At 54.7% G+C, this 24718-nt stretch carries 27 protein-coding genes; 17 read left to right on the top strand and 10 right to left on the bottom strand.

Translation table 11 applies throughout. The annotated features are described in order from the left end of the window. Positions 1-25: 25 nt before the first annotated feature. The 6 genes from ACT3T6_RS05730 (at position 26) to dtd (ending at position 5219) form a co-directional block, all read left to right on the top strand. The gene (locus tag ACT3T6_RS05730; protein WP_087110470.1) at positions 26-850 is read left to right on the top strand and encodes an endonuclease/exonuclease/phosphatase family protein; all 825 of its coding nucleotides are present in this window, start codon (positions 26-28) and stop codon (positions 848-850) included. Between the two features lie 135 nt (positions 851-985). Beyond that, a complete protein-coding gene (locus ACT3T6_RS05725; protein WP_087110472.1) occupies positions 986-1534 on the top strand; it encodes a TRAP transporter small permease subunit in 549 nt (182 codons plus the stop codon). Further along, complete coding sequence (locus tag ACT3T6_RS05720) at positions 1534-2949, top strand: TRAP transporter large permease (protein WP_087110474.1); 1416 nt, start codon at positions 1534-1536, stop codon at positions 2947-2949. The genes ACT3T6_RS05725 and ACT3T6_RS05720 overlap by 1 nt, the downstream gene beginning before the upstream one ends. Positions 2950-2957: 8 nt before the next feature. Beyond that, positions 2958-3779 (top strand): bifunctional hydroxymethylpyrimidine kinase/phosphomethylpyrimidine kinase, encoded by an 822-nt coding sequence (gene thiD / locus ACT3T6_RS05715; protein ID WP_087110476.1) that lies wholly within the window; start codon positions 2958-2960, stop codon positions 3777-3779. A gap of 111 nt (positions 3780-3890) precedes the next feature. Next, complete coding sequence (locus tag ACT3T6_RS05710; RefSeq protein ID WP_193054044.1) at positions 3891-4736, top strand: universal stress protein; 846 nt, start codon at positions 3891-3893, stop codon at positions 4734-4736. A 45-nt stretch (positions 4737-4781) separates the two neighbouring features. After that, the gene (dtd, locus tag ACT3T6_RS05705) at positions 4782-5219 is read left to right on the top strand and encodes a D-aminoacyl-tRNA deacylase (protein ID WP_193054043.1); all 438 of its coding nucleotides are present in this window, start codon (positions 4782-4784) and stop codon (positions 5217-5219) included. Between the two features lie 34 nt (positions 5220-5253). Here dtd and ACT3T6_RS05700 read toward each other — a convergent pair whose 3' ends face one another. After that, complete coding sequence (locus ACT3T6_RS05700) at positions 5254-7212, bottom strand: ATP-binding cassette domain-containing protein (protein WP_193054042.1); 1959 nt, start codon at positions 7210-7212, stop codon at positions 5254-5256. A gap of 30 nt (positions 7213-7242) precedes the next feature. On the opposite strand from ACT3T6_RS05700, the gene ACT3T6_RS05695 reads away from it, so the two are divergent. The 8 genes from ACT3T6_RS05695 (at position 7243) to ACT3T6_RS05660 (ending at position 13683) form a co-directional block, all read left to right on the top strand. Beyond that, positions 7243-7815, top strand: coding sequence for a TIGR02444 family protein (locus ACT3T6_RS05695; protein WP_193054041.1), 573 nt, complete (start codon positions 7243-7245; stop codon positions 7813-7815). A 168-nt stretch (positions 7816-7983) separates the two neighbouring features. Further along, the gene (locus ACT3T6_RS05690) at positions 7984-8997 is read left to right on the top strand and encodes a TRAP transporter substrate-binding protein (RefSeq protein WP_193054040.1); all 1014 of its coding nucleotides are present in this window, start codon (positions 7984-7986) and stop codon (positions 8995-8997) included. 282 nt (positions 8998-9279) lie between these two features. Then, complete coding sequence (locus ACT3T6_RS05685) at positions 9280-9858, top strand: TRAP transporter small permease (RefSeq protein WP_192526888.1); 579 nt, start codon at positions 9280-9282, stop codon at positions 9856-9858. A gap of 30 nt (positions 9859-9888) precedes the next feature. After that, on the top strand, positions 9889-11172 hold the full coding sequence (locus ACT3T6_RS05680) for a TRAP transporter large permease (protein ID WP_192526889.1): 1284 nt from the start codon (positions 9889-9891) through the stop codon (positions 11170-11172). Positions 11173-11193: 21 nt separating this feature from the next. Then, positions 11194-11637, top strand: a complete 444-nt coding sequence (locus ACT3T6_RS05675; RefSeq protein WP_172116854.1) for a universal stress protein — start codon at positions 11194-11196, stop codon at positions 11635-11637. A 268-nt stretch (positions 11638-11905) separates the two neighbouring features. Next, complete coding sequence (locus ACT3T6_RS05670; protein WP_172116855.1) at positions 11906-12586, top strand: FKBP-type peptidyl-prolyl cis-trans isomerase; 681 nt, start codon at positions 11906-11908, stop codon at positions 12584-12586. 3 nt (positions 12587-12589) lie between these two features. Next, a complete protein-coding gene (locus ACT3T6_RS05665; protein ID WP_319022141.1) occupies positions 12590-12796 on the top strand; it encodes a hypothetical protein in 207 nt (68 codons plus the stop codon). Between the two features lie 65 nt (positions 12797-12861). Further along, positions 12862-13683 carry a PHB depolymerase family esterase gene (locus tag ACT3T6_RS05660; protein WP_319022140.1) on the top strand — a complete coding sequence of 274 codons (822 nt, stop codon included), beginning with the start codon at positions 12862-12864 and terminating at the stop codon, positions 13681-13683. 10 nt (positions 13684-13693) lie between these two features. On the opposite strand, the gene ACT3T6_RS05655 is transcribed toward ACT3T6_RS05660, so the two are convergent. Next, the gene (locus tag ACT3T6_RS05655) at positions 13694-14200 is read right to left on the bottom strand and encodes a hypothetical protein (RefSeq protein WP_193054039.1); all 507 of its coding nucleotides are present in this window, start codon (positions 14198-14200) and stop codon (positions 13694-13696) included. Between the two features lie 105 nt (positions 14201-14305). On the opposite strand from ACT3T6_RS05655, the gene ACT3T6_RS05650 reads away from it, so the two are divergent. Then, positions 14306-15220, top strand: a complete 915-nt coding sequence (locus tag ACT3T6_RS05650; protein ID WP_193054038.1) for an AEC family transporter — start codon at positions 14306-14308, stop codon at positions 15218-15220. 362 nt (positions 15221-15582) lie between these two features. Here ACT3T6_RS05650 and argE read toward each other — a convergent pair whose 3' ends face one another. The 4 genes from argE to ACT3T6_RS05630 are packed head-to-tail and all read right to left on the bottom strand — an operon-like array spanning position 15583 to position 19825. Further along, positions 15583-16767 carry an acetylornithine deacetylase gene (gene argE, locus ACT3T6_RS05645; RefSeq protein WP_193054037.1) on the bottom strand — a complete coding sequence of 395 codons (1185 nt, stop codon included), beginning with the start codon at positions 16765-16767 and terminating at the stop codon, positions 15583-15585. Between the two features lie 35 nt (positions 16768-16802). Further along, positions 16803-18275: a tripartite tricarboxylate transporter permease gene (locus tag ACT3T6_RS05640; RefSeq protein WP_193054036.1), complete on the bottom strand. Its 1473-nt coding sequence runs from the start codon at positions 18273-18275 to the stop codon at positions 16803-16805. Between the two features lie 24 nt (positions 18276-18299). Further along, positions 18300-18803, bottom strand: a complete 504-nt coding sequence (locus ACT3T6_RS05635; protein ID WP_193054035.1) for a tripartite tricarboxylate transporter TctB family protein — start codon at positions 18801-18803, stop codon at positions 18300-18302. A 56-nt stretch (positions 18804-18859) separates the two neighbouring features. Beyond that, positions 18860-19825, bottom strand: coding sequence for a Bug family tripartite tricarboxylate transporter substrate binding protein (locus ACT3T6_RS05630; RefSeq protein WP_193054034.1), 966 nt, complete (start codon positions 19823-19825; stop codon positions 18860-18862). 224 nt (positions 19826-20049) lie between these two features. Here ACT3T6_RS05630 and ACT3T6_RS05625 point away from each other — a divergent pair, with 224 nt between their 5' ends. After that, complete coding sequence (locus ACT3T6_RS05625) at positions 20050-20982, top strand: LysR family transcriptional regulator (protein ID WP_193054033.1); 933 nt, start codon at positions 20050-20052, stop codon at positions 20980-20982. A gap of 121 nt (positions 20983-21103) precedes the next feature. On the opposite strand, the gene trmB is transcribed toward ACT3T6_RS05625, so the two are convergent. The 3 genes from trmB to thiS all read right to left on the bottom strand — a co-directional run bounded on the left by trmB (position 21104) and on the right by thiS (position 22913). Continuing rightward, positions 21104-21847 (bottom strand): tRNA (guanosine(46)-N7)-methyltransferase TrmB, encoded by a 744-nt coding sequence (gene trmB, locus ACT3T6_RS05620; protein ID WP_172116864.1) that lies wholly within the window; start codon positions 21845-21847, stop codon positions 21104-21106. A gap of 8 nt (positions 21848-21855) precedes the next feature. After that, positions 21856-22647, bottom strand: coding sequence for a thiazole synthase (locus ACT3T6_RS05615; protein ID WP_087110513.1), 792 nt, complete (start codon positions 22645-22647; stop codon positions 21856-21858). Positions 22648-22712: 65 nt separating this feature from the next. Beyond that, positions 22713-22913 (bottom strand): sulfur carrier protein ThiS, encoded by a 201-nt coding sequence (thiS, locus tag ACT3T6_RS05610; RefSeq protein ID WP_193054032.1) that lies wholly within the window; start codon positions 22911-22913, stop codon positions 22713-22715. A gap of 161 nt (positions 22914-23074) precedes the next feature. Between thiS and ACT3T6_RS05605 the strand changes: the two genes are divergently transcribed. After that, positions 23075-23452 (top strand): DUF423 domain-containing protein, encoded by a 378-nt coding sequence (locus tag ACT3T6_RS05605; protein WP_193054031.1) that lies wholly within the window; start codon positions 23075-23077, stop codon positions 23450-23452. Between the two features lie 22 nt (positions 23453-23474). On the opposite strand, the gene ACT3T6_RS05600 is transcribed toward ACT3T6_RS05605, so the two are convergent. After that, positions 23475-24524: a LacI family DNA-binding transcriptional regulator gene (locus ACT3T6_RS05600; RefSeq protein WP_226913504.1), complete on the bottom strand. Its 1050-nt coding sequence runs from the start codon at positions 24522-24524 to the stop codon at positions 23475-23477. Between the last annotated feature and the right edge of the window lie 194 nt (positions 24525-24718).

Below are 24718 nucleotides of genomic sequence, written 5' to 3'. Positions count from 1 at the left end.
TGTAAGGGCATGGGGTGATAAGCAGATGGTCAATCTGACAACAGTGAATCAGCCGGGCAAGTTATCGTCTCTGCTAGAAACGGGGCACCTTCGCTTGCTGACGTTTAATTTGCAGGTGGGCATCCAAACGTCTGCTTATCATCACTACTTTACCCGCAGTTGGCAGCACTTCTTGCCGAACCCTCAGCGCGTTAAACGTCTGGATATTATGGGCGATGTGTTGAGCCAGTTTGATGTGGTGGGGCTTCAGGAGGCCGATGGCGGCAGTTTTCGCTCCAGTCGTATCAATCAGGTGGAGTACCTGGCCGCTCAGGCCGGGTTTCCGCATCACTTTAAACAGTTAAACCGTAATCTGGGGCGTATCGCCCAGCACAGTAACGGCCTGCTTTCGCGTCTGACACCTACGAAGATTGAAGAGCACCGTTTGCCCGGTACGTTACCTGGTCGCGGGGCCATTCACGTACGTTTTGGTAACGGGCCGGATGCGTTACATATTTTTATTGCTCACTTGGCGCTTAGCCAGCGTGGGCGTGGGCGTCAGCTTGACTACTTGAGTGAAATTATTGAGCCGCTACATCACGTGGTGGTGATGGGCGATCTCAACTGCACGCCGGATCAGTTGCACGCCCATCAGCGGTTTAGTGCCTCGCTGCCGCTTCATCCGGTTAAACCGCTATTGAGCTATCCCTCGTGGCAGCCACGACGTGCGCTGGACCATATTCTGCTCTCGCAAACGCTGGAGGCCGCTGAGGTGCGGGTAATGGATCATCTGTTCTCTGATCACCTGCCTATTGCCGTTGATCTACCGTTACCTAACGCCTGTCTATTGGCGATTGAAAACGCCAACTAACGCTTAAGGCCGTCAAACGGGCGAATATGTGCGTTTTAAGCCGCTTTAACCGGTAGATAATTGCCTGTTTAGGGATGACGTTCGGCCTGGAATCAGCGATGATTCCAGGCCGTTTCTTTGTGTAGGACATTTAACATGCACGCCAATGCTCATGAGCCGCGGTTGCTCCGCTGGCTCGACTGCGTGACGGAGAGAGTTGGCCGGGCCATTGCCTGGCTGGTTGTGATCATGATGCTGGTTCAGTTCGCCATCGTTGTCATGCGTTACGCCTTCGGTATGAACAGTATTGTGATGGAAGAGTCGGTAATGTATATGCATGCCGCCGTATTTATGCTGTGCGCTGGCTGGACGCTGCGTCACGAGGGCCATGTGCGGGTGGATATCTTTTATCGGCGCATGTCCGACCGCGGCCGTGCCTGGATCGATCTTCTCGGTACGCTGTTTTTACTGATCCCGGTGATGCTATTTATTGCGATCACGAGCTTTCACTACGTTTACAGCAGCTGGTCGATCATGGAACGCTCCGCCAATGGCGGTATTCCTGCCGTCTTTCTACTCAAGTCAATGATCCTGGCGATGGTGGCGCTGATGCTTCTCCAGGCGGTAGCCCAGTTAATCCGCAAAATATTGATCATTCGCGGCAAACTGCCTGCGCCTATTTCTGAGCATGAGGAGATCATCTAGTGCTGGCGACTCTATTGGAAGGTATGCCGCTGATACTATTCGCCACGGTTTGCGTTGTTTTAATGCTGGGGTATCCGGTGGCGCTGTCGCTGGCGGGCACTGCGCTGGCATTTGCCGGGTTGGGATGGTTGCTTCAGTCGATGGGCGTTGCGGTGCCGTTTGAAGCGCGCTGGATGAACTCCATGCCCAACCGAATTTACGGCATCATGACCAATAGCACCCTGCTGGCGGTGCCTTTATTTGTGCTGATGGGTGTGCTGCTTGAGAAGTCCAAGGTCGCTGAAACACTGTTAGACGCGATGACCATGGCGTTTGGCGCTCTACGTGGGGGGCTGGGCATTGCCGTGGTCTTGGTCGGTATGCTGCTGGCCGCGTCTACCGGTATTGTAGGGGCTACTGTGGTCACCATGGGCCTGCTCTCGCTACCTACGATGCTAAAGCGTGGCTACTCGCCAGCGCTTGCGACCGGCACTATTTGTGCGACCGGAACGCTTGGTCAGATTATTCCACCGTCCATTGCGCTGGTGTTACTGGGCGACGTGCTCAACAATGCCTACCAACAGGCCCAGCTTGCCATGGGCGCCTGGAGCCCGAAAACGCTTTCCGTAGGGGATCTGTTTGTTGGCGCACTGGTGCCCGGCCTGATACTGGTGGTCGCATATATTATCTACTTACTGATGGTGGCGTGGCTTAAGCCGGGCGCCGCTCCTGCCGCTGATCGTCAGGCGTTGATGCAAGAGCTTGGGCATACCGGCAGTATCTGGCCGCTACTCATAAAAGGGCTTTTACCCCCGGTACTGCTGATCGTTGCCGTGCTGGGGTCTATTTTGGGCGGCATTGCGACGCCCACCGAGGCATCCGCCGTGGGCGCGTTTGGTGCCTTGCTGCTGGCCGCTTTTAATCGCCAACTGAGTGTTCCCATGCTGCGCGAGGTGGTGTACTCCACCGCTAAAGTCACCAGCATGGTGTTTTTAATCCTGATTGGGGCGGCGCTGTTTTCGCTGGTTTTCCGTGCCTTCGGCGGTGAAGAACTGGTGACCCACCTGTTTGAAGCGATGCCGGGGGGCGTTGTAGGCGCCACGATCGTGGTCATGCTGGTGATCTTCCTGCTTGGGTTTATCCTCGACTTTATCGAAATTACCTTTGTTGTGGTGCCGATTGTCGGCCCGGTTCTGCTGGCCATGGGCGTTGACCCCATTTGGCTAGGTATTATGATCGCCGTTAACCTGCAAACCTCGTTTTTAACGCCGCCGTTTGGGTTTGCGCTCTTTTACCTGCGGGGCGTAACGCCACAAAGTGTGCCGACCTCCGCCATCTACCGAGGCGTCATTCCGTTTATTCTTTTGCAACTGGGAATGCTATTGGCGCTGGCGCTGTTCCCCGAGCTTGCCACGTGGCTACCGTCGGTTATTTAGGAAACCCCATGACACGAAACGTAAATGTACTGACGATTGCAGGCTCTGATCCCTCCGGTGGCGCAGGGCTGCAGGGTGATTTAAAGACGTTCTCGGCGCTGGGCGTCTATGGCACCAATGTGATTACGGCGGTGATTGCGCAAAATACTTGCGGCGTTTCCTCGGTCTATCCGGTATCCCCCCAGGCGATCCGTGAGCAGTTGGAAACCCTGTTGGACGATGTGGAGCTGGATGCCGTCAAGATTGGCATGGTCGCAAGCCAGGATGTCGCTGACGTGATTGCTGATGTACTGCGCAAGCGCCGCCCACGCTGGATCGTGCTTGATCCGGTGATGGTCGCCAAAAGTGGCGATATTTTGGTAGACGATGTGGGGATTCGGGCGGTACGCGACATTCTGGTACCGCTGGCCGATGTGATCACACCTAACCTGCCAGAAGCCGCCGTGCTGCTGGATACCGCCTCACCTACGAGCCTGGACGCCATGGAAGCCATGTTGCCAGGCTTGGCCCAGCTGGGCGCGCCTTATGTCGTGTTAAAGGGGGGGCATTTGCGTGGCGAGACATGCCCTGACTTGCTGGCAACGCCGGATGGTCACGAGTGGCTACCTGCGTCACGTATCCAAACAGAGAACTTACACGGCACCGGCTGCGCCTTGTCATCCGCTATTGCGGCCTGCCTGGCAAAGCTGCCCATGGATGCGCCTGCCCAGGCCCCCGCTGCGGCTATTAGCGATGCTAAACGGTGGCTGCATGCTGCTCTTGAGGCCAGCGTTCAACTAAGCGTTGGCAAAGGGCGCGGGCCGGTGCACCATTTTCATGCCTGGTGGTAACGCGCTACACGCTAAAATGAATCGTTAGCTTGCGGGATATGGCTTCGCCCACCATGCTGAAGGGTGTCTGTGAAACGACTGCCTGGATGCTTGTCTGAGGAGCGTTATGCCATGACCCGCACGTTTGTGTTTGCCACTGACCTCTCTGCTGAAAATCGCGCTGGCTTTGCGCGCGCCTTGCGCCTTGCTTATACGCACAACGCCCATCTGGATGTTCTGCATGTGCTGGACCCCCATCTGCCGCATCGGCTACTGCAAGCAGTAGAGCATGCGATCAATGAAGATATTGGCGCCACGTTGACCGATATTCGTGAAGACTACGCGCTGGAAGCCCCCAAGACCGTGGTGCAAACCGTTACCGGCGAACCCCATGTTGAAATTGCACGCAAGGCCCATGAAGAGCAGGCCAGGTTGATTGTATTGGGGATGCACCGCAAGCGTGGCCAGAAAGCGCTGTTGGCGGGCACCACGCTAATGCGCGTCGTACGCAATGCGCCGTGTCCTGTGGTGATTACCCAGTACACGCCCACCCAGCCCTGGCAGCATATTGTGATACCCGTTGATGCCTGTTTGAGCGCTCGCCGCATGCTAAAACAGACGCTAAGCCACTTTCCCGATGCAAAACTAACACTGCTGCATGCCTGGACAGTGCCCGGTGAAGAGGCACTGGGTTCTGAGGTCACTTTTGCTCAGTGGCGTGAGCAGGAAGTGGCGCACCTGCGGGAGGCATTAAAACACCAGATTGATGAACTGGTGCGCGAGCTCGACGATGCCCCCGATATTGAGCTGGTGCTTGAACCCGGCACGCCGTGCGAGGTGACCCAGGACTATATCAGGTACCATTCGCCTGACCTGGCGGTGATGAGTAGCCGTAGCCAGCCTTTTCACTCCAGCCAGCTAACGCAAGCGCTGCTCAGCGAACCCCACTGCGATCTGATGTTATGCCGCGCCTGGTGACGTGAATAGGTACACTAGGCGCTGATATCGTCAGGAGAAGTGCAAGTGAAAGTACTGATACAGCGTGTGAGCCAGGCAAGCGTCAGTGTCGAGGGGCAAGCGGTGGGTGCTATTGAGCAAGGGTTATTGGCACTGGTGGGTGTTGAGAAGGGCGACACTGACGCCGCCGTTGAGAAAATACTTCACCGACTTTTGCACTACCGTGTCTTTAGCGACGCCGAAGGCAAAATGAACCTCAATCTTCAGCAGGTAGACGGTGGCTTGCTGCTGGTATCGCAGTTTACCCTGGCCGCTGAAACCCATAAGGGCCTGCGCCCGGGCTTTTCCAGCGCCGCTCCCCCTGCCGAAGGTGAACGGCTGTTTAATGCGCTGGTCAGCCAGGCCCAGTCGGCCTGGCCGAAGGTGGCCACCGGCCAGTTCGGCGCCGATATGCAGGTGGCGCTGGTTAACGATGGCCCGGTGACGTTCCTGCTGGAAAGCTAGCTATTTGGTTTCGCAGAGTACAAACATCCTGGCACTAAGCGTTTTCACTGGCCAACAGCTCAGCTTCCATGGCTTCCAGCGACTCTTCCGCTGCTAGCCACTGCTGCTCGGAACTGTCCAGGCGGGCCTTGATGGTGGCTTGCTGGGCCAGCGCATCGGTAAGCTCGGCCTTGCGGCTGCTGTCGGTATAAAGCTCGGGGTCGGCCAGCACAGACTCTACGTCTTCCAGTTCGGCCTGGGCTTTTTCCATGGCTTTTTCAGCCTGGTCGCGCTCTTTTTTCAGCGGACGCAGCTTTTCACGCAGCTCGGCAGCGGCCTTACGGGCTGCCTTGCGCGCGTCGCGGCTATCCCCGCTGGGTTGCTGGTTCTGACGTTCGTTTTTCTCGCTGCGCGAGTCGCGGCGGCTCTCCTCAAGGCGTGCCTTCAACCAGGCGCGATAATCCTCAAGGTCGCCATCAAACGGCTCTACACGGTTGTCCGCCACGCACCAGAACTCATCGACCGTAGCACGCAGCAGGTGGCGGTCGTGGGATACCAGAATCACCGTGCCTTCAAAACCGGCCAGCGCCTCGGTAAGCGCTTCGCGCATTTCCAGATCCAGGTGGTTGGTGGGCTCATCCAGCAGCAGCAAGTTGGGCTTTTGCCAGGCGACCAGCGCCAGTGCCAAACGCGCTTTTTCACCGCCTGAGAAAGTAGCCACTTTGCCAAAGGCGTCATCGCCTTTAAAACCAAAGCCGCCCAGAAAGTTGCGAATCTCCTGGTCGCTGGCTCTAGGTGAAAGGCGCTGGACATGCACAAAAGGGGTAGAGGTGACATCTAGCCCTTCCAACTGGTGCTGGGCAAAGTAGCCAATCGCCAAGTGCTCACCGGGAACGCGCTTGCCGTTTAGCAGCTCAAGCTCGCCGGTCAAGGACTTGATCAGCGTTGATTTACCCGCACCGTTAGGCCCCAGCAGGCCAATACGGCTGCCCGGCAGCAGCGTAATATTGACCTTGTCGAGCTGAACGGTGTCACGCTCTTTACCCTGATAGCCCAGCTGGGCCTGATCAAGTACCAGCAGCGGGTGCGAGGTTTTATCGGCGGCCGGTAGCGTGAAGTGAAAGGGCGAATCGACGTGGGCGATGGCAATATCTTCCATACGCTCCAGCATTTTTACCCGGCTTTGCGCCTGCTTCGCTTTGGTTGCCTGAGCTTTGAAGCGTGCAATAAAGCGCTCAATCTCTTCGCGGCGGGCCTGCTGCTTGGCGGCTTCGGCTTGTTGCAGGGCTAGCTTCTCGGCTCGCGTTCGCTCAAAGAGAGAGTAGTTGCCCCGATAAAGCTCAAGCGTCTGGTGGTACATGTGCACAATGTGGTCACATACTGCATCCAGAAAATCGCGGTCGTGGGAAATCAGCAGCAGGGTGCCTGGGTAGCGGCTTAGCCACTGCTCCAGCCACAGCAGCGCGTCGAGGTCCAGGTGGTTGGTGGGCTCATCCAGCAGCAATAAGTCAGAGGGCATAAACAGCGTACGCGCCAGGTTAACGCGCATTCGCCAGCCGCCTGAAAAGTCGGAAAGCGGACGGGAAAGATCTGGCTGGAAAAAGCCAAGCCCAACCAGTAACTGGGCGGCGCGAGACTCTGCACGGTAGCCATCCAGGGTTTCGATTAGCCCGTGAAGCTCGGCTTCGCGGTGCGCTTCGCCCGCCTCCTGGGCGGCGAGCAGTTCGGCTTCAGCTTGGCGCAGGGCCTTATCGCCATCCAGCACATATTCGATAATTGGCCGATCAAGCGCTTCAACTTCCTGGGCCATATGTGCGATGCGTTGCCCACCGCTCATTTCAACATCGCCCTGGTCGGGGCCTAATTCACCCAGCAGGAGCTTGAAAAGGCTCGATTTACCAGCGCCGTTTGCCCCGATAATACCCGCCTTGATACCGTCGTGCAGGGTCAAGTCGGCGTTCTCGAGTAGCGTTTGCGTGCCGCGTTGCAGGGCGACTTGGCGCAGTGCGATCATGCTCTCTCCCAATGAAAAGTGGGTAAACCAATGCTCGATTCTAACCGATTGCGCCGCCTGGAGCAGATGCCATTATGGGATTTTGCCCTCTCGTTTTATAAAGCCCCCGGCGTTGAAGACGCCTGCCTGACGCTACAGGACACATTAGGCGTCGATGTGTGCGAGCTGTTATTTCACGGCTGGCTGTTTGTGAATGGGCTTGAAGCACGCCCAGAAGCGCTGGCGCCACAGCGTGAGCGGCGTCAGCTATGGCAGCGTGAGACCACAGAAGTGCTGCGTCATTTACGCCGCACGTTAAAGCCCCAGGCACGACACAGCGCCTCTGTTTCCGCTCTGCGTAAAACGATTCAGCAGGCTGAGCTGCAGGCCGAACGTGAAAACCTTCAACGTTGGCAAAGGTGGGCGATCGAAAATTCTGACAGCGACCAGCGATTAACAAACTGCGCGTTGTTTTCGAACGATAGCGAGAAATGGCTGCAAGATAAGCTGTTTTTTGCCGAACTTGACAAAGGTTGTCAGGGTGAGCCAAGCGCGCGCGAAAGCGTGGTTAACGCTTGGCAAACCCTGGCAGCCCGGCTTGACCACTTCGAGTCACCGCGCTAGCCTGAAAATAAGCTGCTTTTGAATAATCTTTCGTTATGCGTCCGCTGACCCACAGCAATGGATAACGTTTTTGCGTGTCAGCGAATGTTAAAAAGCGAATGTAAAAAAACAAAGGCAGAATTTTTGCGCACTCGTACGGCGCGCTTACCACTGCAAGGGGAACATCGCATGAAGGCAAGCAAGTTAGTAACGACGGCTAGCGTTGGCGCACTGTTGCTGGGCATGACCGCGGCTGCCCAGGCAGACAACTGGCGCTACGCTCACGAAGAGTACGAAGGTGATGTACAGGATGTGTTCGCCTACGCATTCAAAGAGTATATCGAAGATAATTCCGACCACACCGTTCAGGTTTATCGCTTTGGCGAACTGGGCGAGTCTGACGACATCATGGAGCAGACTCAAAACGGCATTCTCCAGTTTGTTAACCAGTCACCGGGCTTTACCGGCGCGCTGATTCCAGAAGCTCAGATTTTCTTTATTCCTTACCTTCTGCCTACCGATCAAGATACGGTGCTAACGTTCTTCGACGAAAGCGAAGCGATTAACGAGATGTTCCCCGAGCTTTACGCTGAGCAGGGGCTTGAACTTCTTAAGATGTACCCAGAAGGCGAAATGGTGATTACCACCGATGAGCCGGTCAGCTCGCCCGAGGATCTGCAGAACAAGAAAATCCGTACCATGACCAACCCGCTGTTGTCAGAAACCTACAGCGCGTTTGGTGCAACACCCACTCCGCTGCCGTGGGGTGAAGTGTACGGTGGTCTGCAAACCGGGATTCTTGACGGCCAGGAAAACCCGATCTTCTGGATCGAGTCGGGCGGTCTCTATGAAGTCTCTCCGCACCTGACGTTTACCGGCCATGGCTGGTTCACCACCGCCATGATGGCGAACCAGGACTTCTATTCAGATCTTTCTGAAGAAGACCAGCAGCTGGTTCAAGATGCCTCTGAAGCTGCTTATGACCAAACCATGGAGCACATCCAGGGCTTGGCCGACGAAGCGCTGGAGAAAATCCAGGCGGCTTCTAGCGATGTGACCGTTACGCGTCTGAACGAAGAGCAGATTCAGATGTTCCGTGAACGGGCGCCACAAGTGGAAGAAGCCTTCCTCGAAATGACGGGTGAGGGTGGCGCTGAACTGCTGGAGCAGTTCAAAGCCGACCTGGAAGCCACAAACCCGTAATGTTGAGTTGCCGTTTAAGGCAGAAAGGGTGACTCATATCAGGGGCAGCCACGGCTGCCCCTTTTCTATTGTTTATCGATACCTTTAAGGGGAGCAACGTTGGTGGATAGTAGCCCCATACAAAAGGCGAAAAGCTTGAGTACCCCCTACGCTAAACGTATGTCGGTACTGCTCTCTCACCCTTCAACTTTGAACGTGGAATAACCTTGATGACTAGCATGTTATTGGCCGTTGCTAGCCATCGTCATGCCGCTAAACATGCCGTTAAAAAGGAGTCCGGCCATGACCGATGAAGAATCCGAAAAGAGCTATCATTCTGGTTTACCCGGCGTGTTGGGAGTGATCGACACTGCAATTAGCAAAATCGAGTCAGTGATATTGGCGCTAGGGGTTTTGCTAATGGCGCTGAATACGGTCACCAATGTGATTGCCCGCTTTGTATTTGGCAATAGCATCATGTTCTCCGGTGAATTAAACCGCATTTTGATCATCATGATTACGTTTGCTGGTATTGGCTATGCGGCGCGCCATGGGCGTCATATACGCATGTCGGCAATTTACGACGCTTTACCGGTGGGTGGGCGTAAAGCGTTGATGATCTGCATTTCGCTCGTCACCTCTTTCATTATGTTCTTCCTGTTTTACTACTCGATCGTTTATATCCTCGACTTGTATAGCAAAGGACGCGTGCTGCCTTCGTTAAGTTTGCCGGTCTGGATAATTTACCTATGGGTGCCGATGGGCTTTTTCATCACGGGTATTCAGTACCTGCTAACCGCCATTAAAAACCTCACGAGTCGGGATGTGTATCTCTCAACGGGTGTGGTCGATGGTTATAAAGATACCGAAACTGAAGTTTGACGCAGGGCATCGTATCCTGAGGAAAGAGCTATGACGACAATAATGATAGTCACCATGATTGCCCTGCTACTGCTGGGCTTTCCCATGATGGTGCCGCTCATTGCAGCGGCGATCATCGGTTTTTACATGATGTTTAACGGCTTCGGCCAGATGGATACGCTGATTCAGCAAATGATGGCAGGCATACGGCCAGCCTCACTGATCGCGGTACCCATGTTTATTTTAGCGGCCGATATTATGACCCGCGGCCAATCGGCTAACCGTTTGATCGCGATGGTAATGTCGTTTATCGGCCATATTAAGGGCGGGCTTGCGGTCAGTACCGCGGCCTCTTGTACGTTGTTTGGCGCTGTTTCAGGTTCAACCCAAGCAACCGTGGTCGCGGTGGGTTCGCCGTTGCGGCCCAAAATGCTTAAAGCCGGCTACTCCGACTCCTTTACGCTGGCGCTGATTATTAATGCCAGCGATATCGCTTTTTTGATTCCGCCGAGTATTGGCATGATTATCTACGGGGTCGTGTCGGGCACATCGATTGGTGAGCTGTTTATCGCCGGTATTGGCCCCGGTCTTCTGATTCTGTTGATGTTTTCAGCCTACTGTATTACCTACGCCATCGTTAAGGATGTACCGACTGAGGCGAAAGCCAACTGGAGAGAGCGTGGCGTTGCGGTTCAAAAAGCGCTCTGGCCGTTGGGTTTCCCGGTTATTATTGTCGGTGGTATTTATGGCGGTATTTTTAGCCCTACGGAGGCTGCCGCAGCGTGTGTGCTGTATGCGGTGCTGCTGGAATTTGTGGTGTTTCGGTCCCTCAAAATGGCCGATATCTACACGATTGCCAAATCTACCGGCTTGATTACCGCTGTGGTGTTTATCCTGGTAGCAGTCGGTAATAGCTTCTCCTGGATTATTTCCTTCGCTCAAATTCCCCAAACGATCCTGGAAGCCGTAGGCGTGAATGATGCCGGGCCGACCGGTGTCTTGATCGCGATTTGTATCTCCTTCTTTATCGCCTGCATGTTCGTTGACCCTATCGTGGTTATCCTCGTGCTTACGCCTATCTTTGCCCCTGCCATTGCCGCAACAGGACTCGACCCGGTACTGGTCGGCATCTTGATTACCCTGCAGGTGGCGATTGGCTCGGCCACACCACCGTTTGGCTGCGACATCTTTACCGCGATTGCGATCTTTAAGCGGCCTTACTGGGAAGTTATTAAAGGCACGCCGCCGTTTATCTTTATGCTCATTCTGGCGGCCGCGCTTCTCATCATGTTCCCGCAGATTGCGCTGTTTCTACGCGACCTGGCGTTCCGCTAGCCTTCCATTAAGGAGAACTGCATGTTTAACCGCATTTTAGTCCCAGTGGATGGCTCGAAAGGCGCCATTAAGGCGCTCGATAAAGCAGTAGGGTTACATCTGCTAACGGGCGCTGAGCTCTATTTCTTGTGCGTATTCAAGCACCACAGCCTGCTTGAGGCGTCACTTTCCATGGTACGCCCCAATCAGTTGGATATTCCCGACGATGCGTTAAAAGAGTACGCCACCGAGATCGCTATACACGCGAAAAACCATGCCATTGAGCAAGGCGCGGACAGCACGAGCGTGCGTGCTTTTGTTAAAGGAGGTCGGCCTTCACGTACCATTGCACGCTTCGCCTGGAAGCGAGAGTGCGATTTGATCGTGATTGGTGCTCAAGGCACTAACGGCGAAAAAAGCATGCTGCTGGGCAGTGTATCTCAACGGGTGGCCGGTGCGGCGCATTGTCCCACCTTGGTGGTGTAGCTTCGTTGTAGGCATCACGATTGACGTAAGCATTGCTGCACAAGGTTAAACCTCTTGGTAAAAGCGAGGTCGTAACAGGCGTAGCTACAGTCTTAACTATGGTTTTAACTACGGTTTTAACTACGGTCTTAACTACGGTCTTAACTACGGTCTTAACTACAGTCGTAACAACAGCACCCGTTTCAGGTAGATACACCCTGAAGCGGGTGTTAGGCTTTGAAGCACTTAACATCTGGCGTATTGCGCCGTCGAATAAGGTTACTTTTTTATGAAAACATTGCTCTCCTCAACGGCTCTGACAGGTCTGCTTTTAGTGGCACCGTTTGTTGCTGCGGCCCCTGAAACTGACGATCAGCGCCTTGCCTACAGCCTTGGGGTTACGCTGGGTGAAAGCATGAAAGCGGATATCGGCGACCTTGACCTGGATGCGTTTAACGACGGCATGCGCGATGTGTTCGAGGACAATGAGTTGGCGCTCGACGAAGAGCAAATGGTTGAGGCCATTATGGCCTTCCAGGAGCGCTCTTTGGAGGCGCGTGAACAGGAAGCCGCTGAGATCGGCCAGGCAAACCTCGAGGAAGGCGAAGAGTTCCTGGCAGAAAACGCCGAGCGTGAGGGCGTAGAGGTGACGAATTCTGGCCTGCAGTACGAAGTGCTTGAGTCGGGCGATGGTGCAACGCCCGGGCCTGAGGACACTGTTGAGGTGAATTACGAAGGCATGCTGCTGGATGGCACGATATTCGACAGCTCGTTTGAGCGCGGCGAGTCGGTTAGCTTCCAGGTCAATCAAGTTATTGAAGGCTGGCAGGAAGGCCTGCAGATGATGAGCGTTGGCGATAGCTGGATGCTGTATATCCCTGCTGACCTGGCTTACGGCGAAAACGGCCAAGGCCCGATTGGCCCCAATGAAATGCTCACGTTCCGGGTTGAACTGTTAGGCGTTGAATAATCCATGCCTATGGCCCTGCGGGTTGCTCACACGCTAAGTGCGTTGTTGTTGCTAAGCGGCCCGCTGGCAGCCAGTGCAATGGCTGAAACGCCTGAGCGTTTGCCCGCGCTGAATGCCATGTCAGAGCAGGCAAGCGTCGTTGGCGTTTCATCAGGCGGTTATATGGCAACCCAGCTAGCGGTTGCCTGGCCTGAGCGCTTTAGCGTGTAGGCGTGCTGGCGGCAGGGCCTTGGGGCTGTTCGCAGGGCTCCTTAAATCTTGCGCTTAATCAATGCATGCAAACCCGTGCAGGCCAGCCAGCCTTGGACAGGCTAGACGCACGTTGGGCGGGTTATGAAAGGCATGACCGGGTCGGTGCTCGTGAAGACCTGGCTCAGCTCCGTGCCTTTATCTGGTATGGCGATGCTGATGATGTCGTACAGCCCGAGCTGGCTGAGCTATTGGTCAAGCAGTGGCTGGGCTGGCTGACATCACCTGAGCAACTGCAACGGGTACGTAGTCAGGCAGCGGGGCATGGCTGGCCAGTCCAGCTACGCGAGGAGGAGGCCGTTGGTCCGCAGGAATTGGGCAACTGCCGCCAGGGCGGTGGTAGCCATGTGCTGGCCTGTGATGAAGATGTTGCGCAAGAAATGCTTGCCTGGTTATATCCCGAACGTGACGCTTCTATTTCCGCAGCTACTTCCACAACTACTTCCGCAACGGGAGAGCTGGTCGCTTTCGATCAGTCGGAGTTTGCGGTTAAAGGGCTAGCGGACACGGGGTATGTATTTATTCCCGCGGCATGTGAAGAGGGAGCATGCCCGGTCACTATTGCGCTGCACGGCTGCCAAATGAGCGCTAACGCTATTGGTGATACCTTTGTTAGCCATAGCGGTTTGAATCATTGGGCCGCCAGCCACCAGCAGATAGTGCTTTACCCACAAGCTGACAGCAGCTTGTCGAACCCGCAAGGGTGCTGGGATTGGTGGGGGTATGCAGAAAGCCTCTGGCAGAAAAATCCGCTGCACGATACCCGTGAAGGCGTCCAGGCGAGCGCGCTCATGCGTATGCTTGACCGTTTGGAAGCCGCGCCGGTTATGCCGGTTCTGTCTGACTAGTTCTGCCTGGCTAGCTCTTCTTTACCACTTCAAAGTCAAACCAGCTCCCCATATCTCCCTCCGGTGTTTCAAGAATCACGCGTGCCCGCCAGGGCGTAGCAGTTTGCACCTCTTTATCCACTTGGCCTTGACCACGAAAACGGCTTGGCGTGATGGCATCCAGCACAAAGCGCTCAATCCTCGAATCTCGATAGCGGTCAACCAAATCCACGTTGACCTGATGGGCTGGAATGCCTTGAATATCGACTTCCAACGGTAAAGCAGCGTGCGCTTCTATAGGGCCGTTGATATCAATATGAAAGGTCAACTGGCGCCCACTGCCCAGTGCGACTGAACAAGGGTGAGCATGGACATCGCAACTGGCGGCGGAAGGGAACCAGGTAACGTGGCTGTTATCGTGATATTGATGAAAAAATACGTACCATGTAGACATCGCCAGTGCTAAACCGGTGACTAAAATCAGCACCTTGAGTCCCTGTAAACCTGAAAAACCAGCAGTTTTAGGTAGTATCTTCATGGCAGAATACCGCTACGCAGGCCGTGAGGCGGGGTGTCGTTTCATGGTAACAGTAAACGTGTCGATGTCGTTGTGCTGTGATGTCGCAGTCACTAAGGAAAACCCATGGAGAGTATTACCACTGCGTTAGGGCCCCTGTTCCTACTCATTCTATTAGGAGCGGGCATGGGCTACTGGCGCTGGCCCGGTGCAGATTTTTGGCCGCAAATGGAGCGGCTAATTTACTTTGTGCTTTTCCCGGCCATGCTGGTGGGAACGCTGGCCACCGCCGATGTCAGCCAGGTACCGGTAGGGCGCTTGGCCCTGGTGCTATTAGGCGCCATTGCGTTTTTTGGGCTACTGATCTGGTGGTTTCGCCATTGGCTACAGCTAACGCCTGCAGCGTTTACCTCGGTGTTTCAAGGCGCGGTGCGCTTTAACACCTATGTAGGCGTAGCGGGGGCCGCGGCATTGCATGGCGAGTTAGGTGCAACCACGGCAGCGGTTGCCGTAGCGCTGATGGTGCCCGTGGTGAACATCATGTGTGTGGCAAGTTTTGTGGCTGCTGGCACATTAGGCAGTGCGAGCATGGGTAAAAGCGTCATGGCGCTGGTGAAAAACCCGCTGATCCTCGCCTGCCTGGCAGGCATAGGATTAAACCTGAGCGGCATTGGCCTGCCAGGGTGGAGTGAGGACACCGTCGGCCTGCTAGGGCGTGCCGCGCTACCACTAGGGCTGGTTGCCGTGGGGGTGGCACTACGCCCGGCCGCGTTGTTACGCATTGACCGTGGCCTGCTAGCGACCAACAGCGTCAAATTGTTACTAATGCCAGCGCTGGTATTGGTGCTGGCGTGGGCGCTAGGCCTGGATACCGTTAGCCGGGACGTGGCGCTGCTGTTTGCAGCACTTCCCACGGCAACCTCGGCCTATATTCTGGCCCGCCAGTTAGGCGGTGACGCTGAGCTAATGGCAGCCATTATCACCGGTCAAACGCTACTCGCCATGCTCACGCTTCCGCTCTGGTTACAGCTCTCAGGGTAAGATGTAAAAATAAATAAAAAGTATTCGCATTTGTATTGACGAGTTAAATGATAATGATTATATTGTGCTTGTAGCGTTTAATGAGTCGCTACAGACCACGACAGCGAGCCGCCAGTTTGTTGTCATGGTTTCTCCCTCTCATTGCTAGTCACGGTCTTTTGCCACTCCTTTGGAGTGGCTTTCTTTTTTGCACATTACGTAAATTATTTTTTGTAATAAGTGCAGGATGGTGAATTAAAGTAATGCCGCCAGTTGGGGCCAAGTCAAATAAAATCAATCCTGTTACAGCAGTCTTTACCCATCAATTCAACGAATTCTGGGCTGTTTTGGATGTATAACCACTACTGCTTGTTCAGTCCTCATTATCTCATCCAAGCGTTTAATTTATCGAAGAAAGCGAGACATTGGTTGAGTTGCTCTATTTCTATAAATTCGTCGGGCTTATGGGCTTGCCGAATGGAGCCAGGCCCAAGTATTACGGAAGGTATACCGCCATCAACTTCGAAAACGCCACCTTCAGAGCCATAAGACACTTTTCCTCCACGCTCGGGAAGAATGGGTTCAAGTTGTTTAAACATCTCGCTGTCAGTGGCATCGCCCATGGCAGGGTAGGCAAACAACTCTTGCCACTCAATGGCGGAATCTGATGATTGGCGCTGCATTTCGGGCAGCAGGGCCGACTCGATATCGTTGATCAGCGTTTGAATATCCGTGGCGGCCGCATCTTGATCAATGCTACGCAGCTCGAAGATAAAGCTACACATGTCGGGGGTAACGTTGGTTGCTACACCGCCTTCAATAATGGTGGTAAGGGTGGTGGCATGAGGAACGGTAAAATCGTGATCGAAGGGGCCATCCTGCTCATATCGTCGTGCTCGTTCAGCGATCATGGTGATGATACGTGAGGCATACTCGACAGCGTTGACGTGCTGGGGAGAAAACGATGAGTGCCCCCCTTCACCGCGCACCGTCACTCGCATGGCGATCTTGCCTTTCTGGCCGTTGATCAGCTTCATTTCGCTGGGCTCACCAATAATCGCCAACGCCGGTGGTACTTTCAGTTCTGATAAATAGCGTGCGATGGCGGGCGCCCCCAGGCAGCCCACTTCTTCATCGTGAGAGAAGCAGAAATAGACGGGGCGCTGTAGTTCAGCGTTGGCAAACGCCGGTGCTGCCGCCATGACGCACGCTGCAAAACCTTTCATGTCGCAGGTGCCGCGACCAAACAGGCGGCTGCCGCGCTGCTCCATTTTGAAAGGGTCACTTAGCCAACTCTTCGGGTTGGCAGGAACCACGTCGGTATGGCCAGAGAGAACGATGCCAGGTAGGTCGGCCGGGCCCAAACGAGCGACCAGGTTGGCTTTCTCACCGCTCTTATCCGGTAACACCGTCACATCCGCGCCTAGATTGGTGAAGAATTTCTCCATGTAGTCAATAAGTTCGAGGTTGGAGTACGCACTCGTTGTGTCGTAAGCGATCAGGTCGGCAAGGTGTGATATTGAAGCTGCCAACTGCGGGTGAGCGTTCGGCGTGGTACTAGCTTGCATGGTGTTAAATCCTCGGCAATAGGGGAGTCGTTGGCTCAAACCTGGGCTTTTTTAAGTTGCTGACGAATCGTTACTACCACCACAAATATCGCCAAAGACGCGAACAACCAGGTGATCGGCGATGACACCAGAATGCTGGGATCACCACGAGATAGGGCAAGGGCGCGACGCAGGTTTTCTTCCAGCATTGGGCCAAGAATGAACGCGATTAAAAAGGGCGCGGCGGGAATGGCGAACAGGAACATGAAAAAGCCAAATACGCTCATCGCCAGCAGCACGATGACGTCATACATGCTGTTGGAGATCGAAAAAATACCGAATACGCACAGGGCGAGGACAATCGGCGCCATCAAGCCAGGCGGAATACGTGAGATATGCGAGAAAAAGCGCATCGTTGCCTTGCCGGCCCCAAACAGCAAAATGGATGAGAACAGCATGCCAATAAACAGCATGTAAACTTCATGAAGGTTGTTCTCAAACAGCATGGGGCCTGGCGACATACCGTGAATCATAAAAGCGCCCAGCATTACGCCTGTAATCACGTCACCCGGTACGCCTAGTGCTAGCAATGGAATCATGGTGGAGCCACAGCAGCCATTATTGGCAGACTCTGATGCCGCGATGCCTTCCAGCTCGCCTTTACCAAAGTTTTCGCGGTTCTTTGAACTACGCTGTGCTTCGCCGTAGGAGGAGAAGGCCGCCGCCGAAGGGCCAATGCCGGGAATGGCCCCCATCACAACCCCAATCATGCTGCCTTTGAGCATTGCTTTTAAGGAACGGCGCAGCTCATTGCGTGTTACGCGGTTATCGCCCAGCTGCATGGGCTTATGGTTTTGGTTGTGACGAAACACAATAATCTTAAGAAGCTCGGGAATCGCAAACAGGCCAATCAGCACGGGTGCCACGGCCAAGCCGCTCTGCATATCCACTGTCAGGTCAAAGCGGAACGAGCCGTACATATCTTCACCCACGGTGGCCAACAAAAGCCCCAGGCATGCAGAAACCAGCCCAAGCAGTAGCGAGCGCCCGGATACGCCCGCCACGGTAGTGAGCGCAAAAATCATCAGCATGAAATATTCGGGAGGACCGATACGCAGTGCGAGAAGTGCCAGTGGCGCGGCGATAAAAAACAGTGAGAGATTGGAAATAAAATCCCCGGTACATGAGGAGTAGAGCGCCATGTTAAGGGCTTTGCCCGCCTTTCCCTGTTGGGCCAGAGGGTAGCCATCAAGGGTGGTGCAGGCGGCTGAAGCAGTACCTGGGGTTTTGATCAATATCGCCGATACCGAGCCGCCATAGGTCGAGCCTTTATAAAGCGCGACAAGCAGCAAAATACTCGGGATAGGCTGCATGTAAAAGGTGAAGGGCAGCGCCAGCGTAACGGCCATGGTGCCGGTCATGCCGGGAATCGCGCCAATAATCACTCCACCCCAGATACCGGCGGCCATGATCAGGAAATTCTCAAAGGTGGCCACCGCCTGAAAGGCAACCAGCAGATCGTTGAGCATAGTGGTCAGTCCTGTACGCGACAGTTAAATTCCGAGAACCCTGAAAAGGCTACCAACCGGGAAACGCGTATTGAGAGCGCTGGAGAAAAACAGGTAGAGAAGCATTGGAAGTATGATGGCTACGATGGTTGCCACTATTTTGTGGCGCCAATAACCCGTCAGTACCAGCATCGCCATTAACAGCAGGATGCTCGATAACAAGAACCCTAATAGCGTCACCGCGCCGATAAAGAGCGCAAAGGCCAGTACTGTCCAACCGAAGCGAGTGAGCAACGTGACAAGAGGTGTACCGCCGCGAAGGGCGCTGGCATCTTCAGGGTCAGCGAGTGCTTCGGTTTTACGGGAAAACGATAGCCCGACAAGCAGCACTCCCAGCGCCATGCCCAGCATGGAAACCGTTCGTGGCCACATATCAGGCGGTGGTGCAAACCCCGGAATAAAGCGTGGGCGGGGCACATAGGCGGGGATCAGTAAAAAAAGCACGATCCCGAACAGCACTGTAATAACCAAGCCGCGTGTTATACCCATGACCCCTCCAGCGATGAAGTGATATATACCGTCGTTACGCGATGTTTAGCGTGTATTTATTCCAGATAGCCAAACTGTTCAGCCAAGGAGCGATAGAACTCGTATTGCTCTTCTGCATACGTCTCCATATCGACACTGCCGATGGTAGAAATCGAGCCACGGCCTTCGGCACGGCTGAGCCACGTCTCATCTTCGGCAACCTGCTCCATTACCTGGCTCCAGGTATCCATCACTTCTTCGGGCAGGTCAGGCGGGCCGTACAAAGCGCTCCAGCCAATAACCTGGCCTGCCAGCTCATAGCCCAGCTCTTCAGCGGTGGGCACTTCCGGTAATGCTTCCATACGCTCGGGTGAGAACACCATTAACGGGCGCATATCGCCACTCTCGATATGCGGCATCAGTGACGCTGCCGCGATGGCGAGAAAATCAACGTGCCCACCTAGCAGGGCCGTTGCCAGCTCGCCGCCGCCCCGATAAGGAATCAATGTTGCCGCCGTCAATGGGTCCATTCCCGCATCAGCAAGCAGTGATTGCACCGTAAAACCATCAATGGCGGTGGCGCCAGAAGCGGCGTAGCTCATTGCTCCAGGGTTGTTTTCGATGCCTTCCAGCAGATCCTCAACGTTTTCGTAGGGGGAGTCATCGGCCACGGCCAGAATCATGGGAGTGGCTTCAAGTGGGCTGATAAACGTGTACTCATCCCAGTCAACACTGCTGTTTTCATTGACCGCCGGTGACAGCGCCATGCCGACGCGGGCCAACAGCAGGGTGTAACCATCGGCCTCGGCCTGTGTCACATCGCGAGCGCCGGTCATTCCACCGGCGCCGGCCTGATTGACGACGGTGACAGGCTGGCCTAGATATTCGCGCGCAGACTCCGCCAAGGCCCGGCCCGCAAGGTCAGAAGCGCCGCCCGGGCCATAAGGAACAACGAGCGTGACGGGTTCGGAAGGATAGCTTTGAGCATAGGCGGTGGACGCAGCGAGAAGCGTTGCCGCCGTTAAGCTTAGGGTGAGTTTCATACTTATCTCCGCAGCAGTTGTTAGAAGTTTTATTAAACGGCGTTGCCAGCAGCAGTTTTAAACCCAGCTTATTCAACATAGACAAGTATGAAATTTGTTTCAATGATTCTATTTAGTATGCATTAATGTTCTAGTGGTGGGCCAAAATTGCAAGCTTATGGTTTATAAAGTTCGTTTTTATCTGTTAATGATTTAGCGAAGGTTTTTAGAGTGAGTTCAAGATAATGAAAATAAAAGAGATTGAAGCATTTGATGCATTTATGAAGCACGGCACCACCAAGGCGGCTGCAGAGATGTTGGGCATTAGCCAGTCAATGGTGAGTCGATTACTTACTGGGCTTGAGGAAGCGTTGGGTTTTGCATTATTTAAACGAACGCGTAATCAGCTTTCACCCACATCCGAAGCATTTTTATACCACGCCTCTGTCTTAAGGCTTATGGCGAGTATTCGAGATACTCAGAAAGATGCGGATGCAATTTCCAACAATCAGCTGGGCAGTATTGTCGTCGCTGCTCAACCCATTTTTTGCGATACCTTTTTACTCGACGTTATTAAGCGCTTTAAACAAAAACACCCTAATGTAGGCGTGCGATTGATTGATGCAGGTTTACAAGAGTTGCTTAAAATGATCGACAACAATACCTGCGACGTAGCATTGGGAATTACGCTTGAAGCGGATACCTACGGCGCAAAGGTCACAAGTCTGGCGCGCTGTTCTGCGCGCTGCATCATGCACCGCACCCATCCACTCGCGGAGCAGGACGTTATATCGCTGTCTAGTTTGCAGAATCAGGCATTTGTTGAGCTGATGGCAGATAGCCCTCTGCGTGCCCGTGTGGATTACATGATGCAAACAGTGAATATCAAAAGACATATGGCGGCTGAAATGCGCCATATGCGAGGGGTGTGTGCATTGGTTGACCGAGGACTTGGCGTCGCCGTCATTGATCCTGTTGCAGAACTACTGCTGCCGGGAACAGCCGTCGTGTCAAAGGCGATGGAACCCACCATCGAATGGGAAATTGCCTTGCTTAAATCTAAACACAAGCCGTTAAGCAACGTAGCCGAATCCTTCTGCGAAGAAATATACGCCGAAATCGATAGCTTGCATAAAATGGAAATATTAACGTCCCTTAATGTAAAAAGGGAAACATAAAGCAGTAAAGGGAAATATAGGGCAAAGAGAAGCCACTGGCGGGGCACCTGCCGACGTTTTATGGGAAGCATCACTTGCCCAATGTTACGCCTGGCAGGCGAAGGTGGCCGAAAGCAGTAACTTACGCCTCGCGCCGATAAATCAGATCCCACACGCCGTGGCCCAACTTCTCGCCACGGGCTTCAAACTTGGTCAGTGGGCGGAAGGCGGGGCGGGGTACATAGGGCGCCGTGTCGGCATCGGCTGTGTTGGCGTAGCCGGGAGCGGCTTCCATTACCTCGGCCATCCATTCGGCATACGCTTCCCAGTCGGTCGCCATGTGGAAGGTGCCGCCGGGTTTTAAGCGTGTACGAATCAGTTCGACAAACGCGGGCTGCACAATGCGCCGCTTGTGGTGCTTTTTCTTCGGCCAAGGGTCGGGGAAAAACAGCTGCACGGTGTCGATTGAGCCTTCCGGCAGGCACTTCTCCAGTACGGCCAGCGCGTCTTCCTTGTAGATGCGCAGGTTGGTCAGGCCGCGCTTGTCCACTTCATCCAGCAGCTTGCCGACGCCCGGCGAATGTACTTCGATACCGATAAAGTCGGTGTCCGGGTGGGTTTCGGCCTGCTCGATCAACGAATTACCCATGCCAAAACCGATTTCAACCACGCGGGGGGCTTCCCGGCCAAATAGTGCGGTCAGGTCCTGCAGGCCGTCGTCAATCGTTAGGCCAAAGCGTGGCCATACGTCTTCAAGGCCCCGGTTCTGGGCTTGAGTCATGCGCCCAGCACGGATTACATAGCTTTTAATACCGCGACGATGCAGCGGCGCTTCAGCGCTTTCTGGCCCGGTTGAGGACTCGTCGGTACTTTTAATATCAGTCATAAGATCTCTTAACCGTTAATGCGGCCAGCAAAAGGTGATGAAGGGTCTGCCGTTTGGCGGCGCGGCATGCGCCCGGCCAGGAAAGCATCGCGCCCGGCTTCTACGGCGCTCTTCATAGCGCGCGCCATGCGCAGCGGTTCACGAGCGTGGGCAATGGCGGTATTCAACAGCACGCCATCACAACCCAGTTCCATGGCCATGGCCGCGTCGGACGCCGTGCCGATACCGGCATCCACCAGCACCGGTACGCTGCTTTGTTCCACAATCAGGCGCACGTTGTGTGGGTTCTGAATGCCGTGGCCTGAACCAATCAGCGAGCCCAGCGGCATGATGGCGCAGCAACCCATGGCTTCAAGCTCACGTGCCACAATGGGGTCGTCGCTGGTGTACACCATGACGTCAAAGCCATCGGCCAACAGCGTTTCGGCAGCCTTTAACGTTTCGACGACATTGGGGTAAAGCGTGGTCTCATCGCCCAGTACTTCCAGTTTGACCAACTTGTGGCCATCCAGCAGTTCGCGGGCCAGGCGACAAGTGCGCACGGCGTCTTTGGCGGTGTAGCAGCCTGCCGTGTTGGGCAGCAGGGTATAGCGCGACGGCGAAATCACGTCGAGCAGGTTGGGTCCGGCTTCCTGGCCTAGGTTGGTACGGCGTACGGCAAAGGTCACAATCTCGGCGCCGCTTTCGGCAATCGCCGCACCGGTCTCGTCGAAGTCTTTATATTTGCCGGTGCCGACCAGCAGGCGAGAACTAAAATTACGTCCGGCGATAGTAAACGGCGCATCGTTTTGAAGTGTCATAGCGAATCCTGGATAAAGCGCAAGAAATAGGGCGTAGCCAGTGGAAGAATCATGAGAGCTGCGGGCTAGCCACCGCCAATGGCGTGCACCACTTCAACCTGGTCATCCTCGGCCAAGGGAGTGATCGCTAGCTGGCTGCGTGGCACAATCTCTTCGTTGATCTCTACCGCGACCCGCCGACCCGTAAGCGCCAATTGATCGATTAGATCCGCAGCCGTCAGGCCCGCTTCCAGCGCGTAAGGCTCGCCATTGAGTTGAATTTGCATAAGGGCGTCTCGTCTATCGAGGCATGGGGTCTATAAGAGTTAGGGCTAACCCTAGCGAAATACCAAAAAGTGCCTCTATTGTAGCGGTTTCCTGCGGCGCAAGGTATGCCGAGTCGTACGCGTGCTTACACAGGCGCGCTAACACCTTGAAAGGAGCAATAATGCAACGTAGCGAACGAATCATTTGGTGCCTGGTAGCGCTCTCTGGAGCTATCACGGTCATGGTGGGCGCGTATGCTGCTCATGGTCTGGCCGCGCGAGTATCGGCGGAGTTGGTGCACGCGGCCGAAACCGGCGTGCGCTACCAGGCCTGGCACACACTGGCGATAATGGCGGTACTGGTCGGTCAGCGTGTGTTCGGTTTCAAGGGCTGGCAGTGGCCAGTTGCGCTGTGGGGCTTGGGAATCGTGGGCTTCTCCGGCTCGCTTTATGCCATGGCGATGGCCGGTTTGAATGCAGGCATCGTGACGCCTATTGGTGGCGTTTTACTGATTGCCGGGTGGCTGATGCTGGCGGTAGCGGTGATCAGAAGCCCTTAATCAAGAAGCCCCGGTAGACTTTTTACGGCTGACCTTTAAGCCGCCCAGTGCTTTTACGCACGATCAAGTGACTACTTAGCGTCTGATGCCGAATGGGCTGCTCGCCGCGCAAAAGGTGGAGCAGCAACTGCATGGCCTGCTGGCCGATTTCATTGCGCGGCTGGCTAATGGTCGTCAGTTCCGGGTCGCAGTATTCACTCAGGCCGATATTATCGAAGCCGACAACCGACAGCTGGTCGGGCACGCTAATACCCAACTGGCGGGCGGCTTTCAGCACACCAACCGCCATCTCGTCACTATGACAAAAAATTGCGGTGGGTCGGGGCGTTTTCCCCTCCAGCAGGGCTAGCCCCTGCTGATACCCGGAGCGAAAGCCAAAGTTACCCTCTGCAATACGTGCTTCATTGCTCAACTGATGGGCCGCGAGCGTATCGCGGTAGCCGCGATTTCTTTCCTGGCAAATAGGATTGTTCGCCGGGCCGGAAAGCGTGGCAATACGTCGGTGGCCGAGCGACACCAGGTAATCAATCGCCTGACAGCTGGCTTGATGGTTGTCGATAGCAATCAGTGGAAGATCGATATCGCTAAAAAATTCACACGCCATGACCAACGGAAAGTCCGCCTGCTTATCCGCTTGCTTGACCAGCGCCTTGGGGATCTCGGAGGTTAGCAGCACAATACCGTCGGCCTGATTGGTGGAAAGTAGCCGAAAGTAGGCCTCTGCGCGCATAGGGTCGTGTTCGCAGTCGCCAATCAGTATCTGATAACCCGCCTGATGGGCAACATCCTCCATGCCGCTAATAATTTCGGAGAAGAACGGATTCGAAATATCCGGCAAGAGCGCCACGATGGTTTTGGACTCCGCGCGGCGCAAGTTGCGCGCGGCAATGTTGGGCGAATAGCCCACCTGAGCAATTGCTTGATTCACCCGCTTGCGAGTGGCATCGCTGACTTTTTCAGGCGTTGCCAGGGCGCGTGACACGGTCGCTGTCGAACAGCCCGCGGCTTTCGCCACGTCTTTAATCGTCGGCACGCTATGCGGCTGTTTGCTCGTTACCTGGGTGTTAAGCATTGAACGATGGTCCTGAAAAACGCGCCTGAAGGCGGGCGGTTAAAGACAATGTTGGCGCGCTACTAACCAAAATGTAAATGTTTACATCCAAATTTTAGCAGTGTTAGCCACAACATTTAAACGCATCCTTACTATTAGCGCGTTAATTATGCGGCTATTTATTCCCTCTTTTTATTTATTCTTTAGTCTAAAAC

The sequence above is a fragment of the Halomonas sp. 72 genome (assembly GCF_052379785.1).
Lineage (GTDB): Bacteria > Pseudomonadota > Gammaproteobacteria > Pseudomonadales > Halomonadaceae > Vreelandella > Vreelandella citrativorans.
The sequence above is the reverse complement of the archived record's forward strand: the minus strand, read 5'-3'. Positions and strand labels throughout refer to the sequence as shown.

Excerpts from the sequence above, each read along its gene's own strand:
- ACT3T6_RS05660 (WP_319022140.1), top strand. The coding sequence starts at position 12,862 with ATGCAAACCCGTGCAGGCCAGCCAGCCTTGGACAGGCTAGACGCACGT.
- ACT3T6_RS05725 (WP_087110472.1), top strand. The coding sequence starts at position 986 with ATGCACGCCAATGCTCATGAGCCGCGGTTGCTCCGCTGGCTCGACTGC.
- ACT3T6_RS05670 (WP_172116855.1), top strand. The coding sequence starts at position 11,906 with ATGAAAACATTGCTCTCCTCAACGGCTCTGACAGGTCTGCTTTTAGTG.
- ACT3T6_RS05710 (WP_193054044.1), top strand. The coding sequence starts at position 3,891 with ATGACCCGCACGTTTGTGTTTGCCACTGACCTCTCTGCTGAAAATCGC.
- ACT3T6_RS05655 (WP_193054039.1), bottom strand. The coding sequence starts at position 14,200 with ATGAAGATACTACCTAAAACTGCTGGTTTTTCAGGTTTACAGGGACTC.
- thiD (WP_087110476.1), top strand. The coding sequence starts at position 2,958 with ATGACACGAAACGTAAATGTACTGACGATTGCAGGCTCTGATCCCTCC.
- ACT3T6_RS05690 (WP_193054040.1), top strand. The coding sequence starts at position 7,984 with ATGAAGGCAAGCAAGTTAGTAACGACGGCTAGCGTTGGCGCACTGTTG.
- ACT3T6_RS05630 (WP_193054034.1), bottom strand. The coding sequence starts at position 19,825 with ATGAAACTCACCCTAAGCTTAACGGCGGCAACGCTTCTCGCTGCGTCC.
- ACT3T6_RS05700 (WP_193054042.1), bottom strand. The coding sequence starts at position 7,212 with ATGATCGCACTGCGCCAAGTCGCCCTGCAACGCGGCACGCAAACGCTA.
- ACT3T6_RS05665 (WP_319022141.1), top strand. The coding sequence starts at position 12,590 with ATGCCTATGGCCCTGCGGGTTGCTCACACGCTAAGTGCGTTGTTGTTG.
- argE (WP_193054037.1), bottom strand. The coding sequence starts at position 16,767 with ATGCAAGCTAGTACCACGCCGAACGCTCACCCGCAGTTGGCAGCTTCA.
- thiS (WP_193054032.1), bottom strand. The coding sequence starts at position 22,913 with ATGCAAATTCAACTCAATGGCGAGCCTTACGCGCTGGAAGCGGGCCTG.
- ACT3T6_RS05695 (WP_193054041.1), top strand. The coding sequence starts at position 7,243 with ATGCTCGATTCTAACCGATTGCGCCGCCTGGAGCAGATGCCATTATGG.
- ACT3T6_RS05675 (WP_172116854.1), top strand. The coding sequence starts at position 11,194 with ATGTTTAACCGCATTTTAGTCCCAGTGGATGGCTCGAAAGGCGCCATT.
- ACT3T6_RS05730 (WP_087110470.1), top strand. The coding sequence starts at position 26 with ATGGTCAATCTGACAACAGTGAATCAGCCGGGCAAGTTATCGTCTCTG.
- ACT3T6_RS05685 (WP_192526888.1), top strand. The coding sequence starts at position 9,280 with ATGACCGATGAAGAATCCGAAAAGAGCTATCATTCTGGTTTACCCGGC.
- ACT3T6_RS05680 (WP_192526889.1), top strand. The coding sequence starts at position 9,889 with ATGACGACAATAATGATAGTCACCATGATTGCCCTGCTACTGCTGGGC.
- ACT3T6_RS05650 (WP_193054038.1), top strand. The coding sequence starts at position 14,306 with ATGGAGAGTATTACCACTGCGTTAGGGCCCCTGTTCCTACTCATTCTA.
- ACT3T6_RS05625 (WP_193054033.1), top strand. The coding sequence starts at position 20,050 with ATGAAAATAAAAGAGATTGAAGCATTTGATGCATTTATGAAGCACGGC.
- trmB (WP_172116864.1), bottom strand. The coding sequence starts at position 21,847 with ATGACTGATATTAAAAGTACCGACGAGTCCTCAACCGGGCCAGAAAGC.
- ACT3T6_RS05600 (WP_226913504.1), bottom strand. The coding sequence starts at position 24,524 with ATGCTTAACACCCAGGTAACGAGCAAACAGCCGCATAGCGTGCCGACG.
- ACT3T6_RS05615 (WP_087110513.1), bottom strand. The coding sequence starts at position 22,647 with ATGACACTTCAAAACGATGCGCCGTTTACTATCGCCGGACGTAATTTT.
- ACT3T6_RS05635 (WP_193054035.1), bottom strand. The coding sequence starts at position 18,803 with ATGGGTATAACACGCGGCTTGGTTATTACAGTGCTGTTCGGGATCGTG.
- ACT3T6_RS05640 (WP_193054036.1), bottom strand. The coding sequence starts at position 18,275 with ATGCTCAACGATCTGCTGGTTGCCTTTCAGGCGGTGGCCACCTTTGAG.
- ACT3T6_RS05605 (WP_193054031.1), top strand. The coding sequence starts at position 23,075 with ATGCAACGTAGCGAACGAATCATTTGGTGCCTGGTAGCGCTCTCTGGA.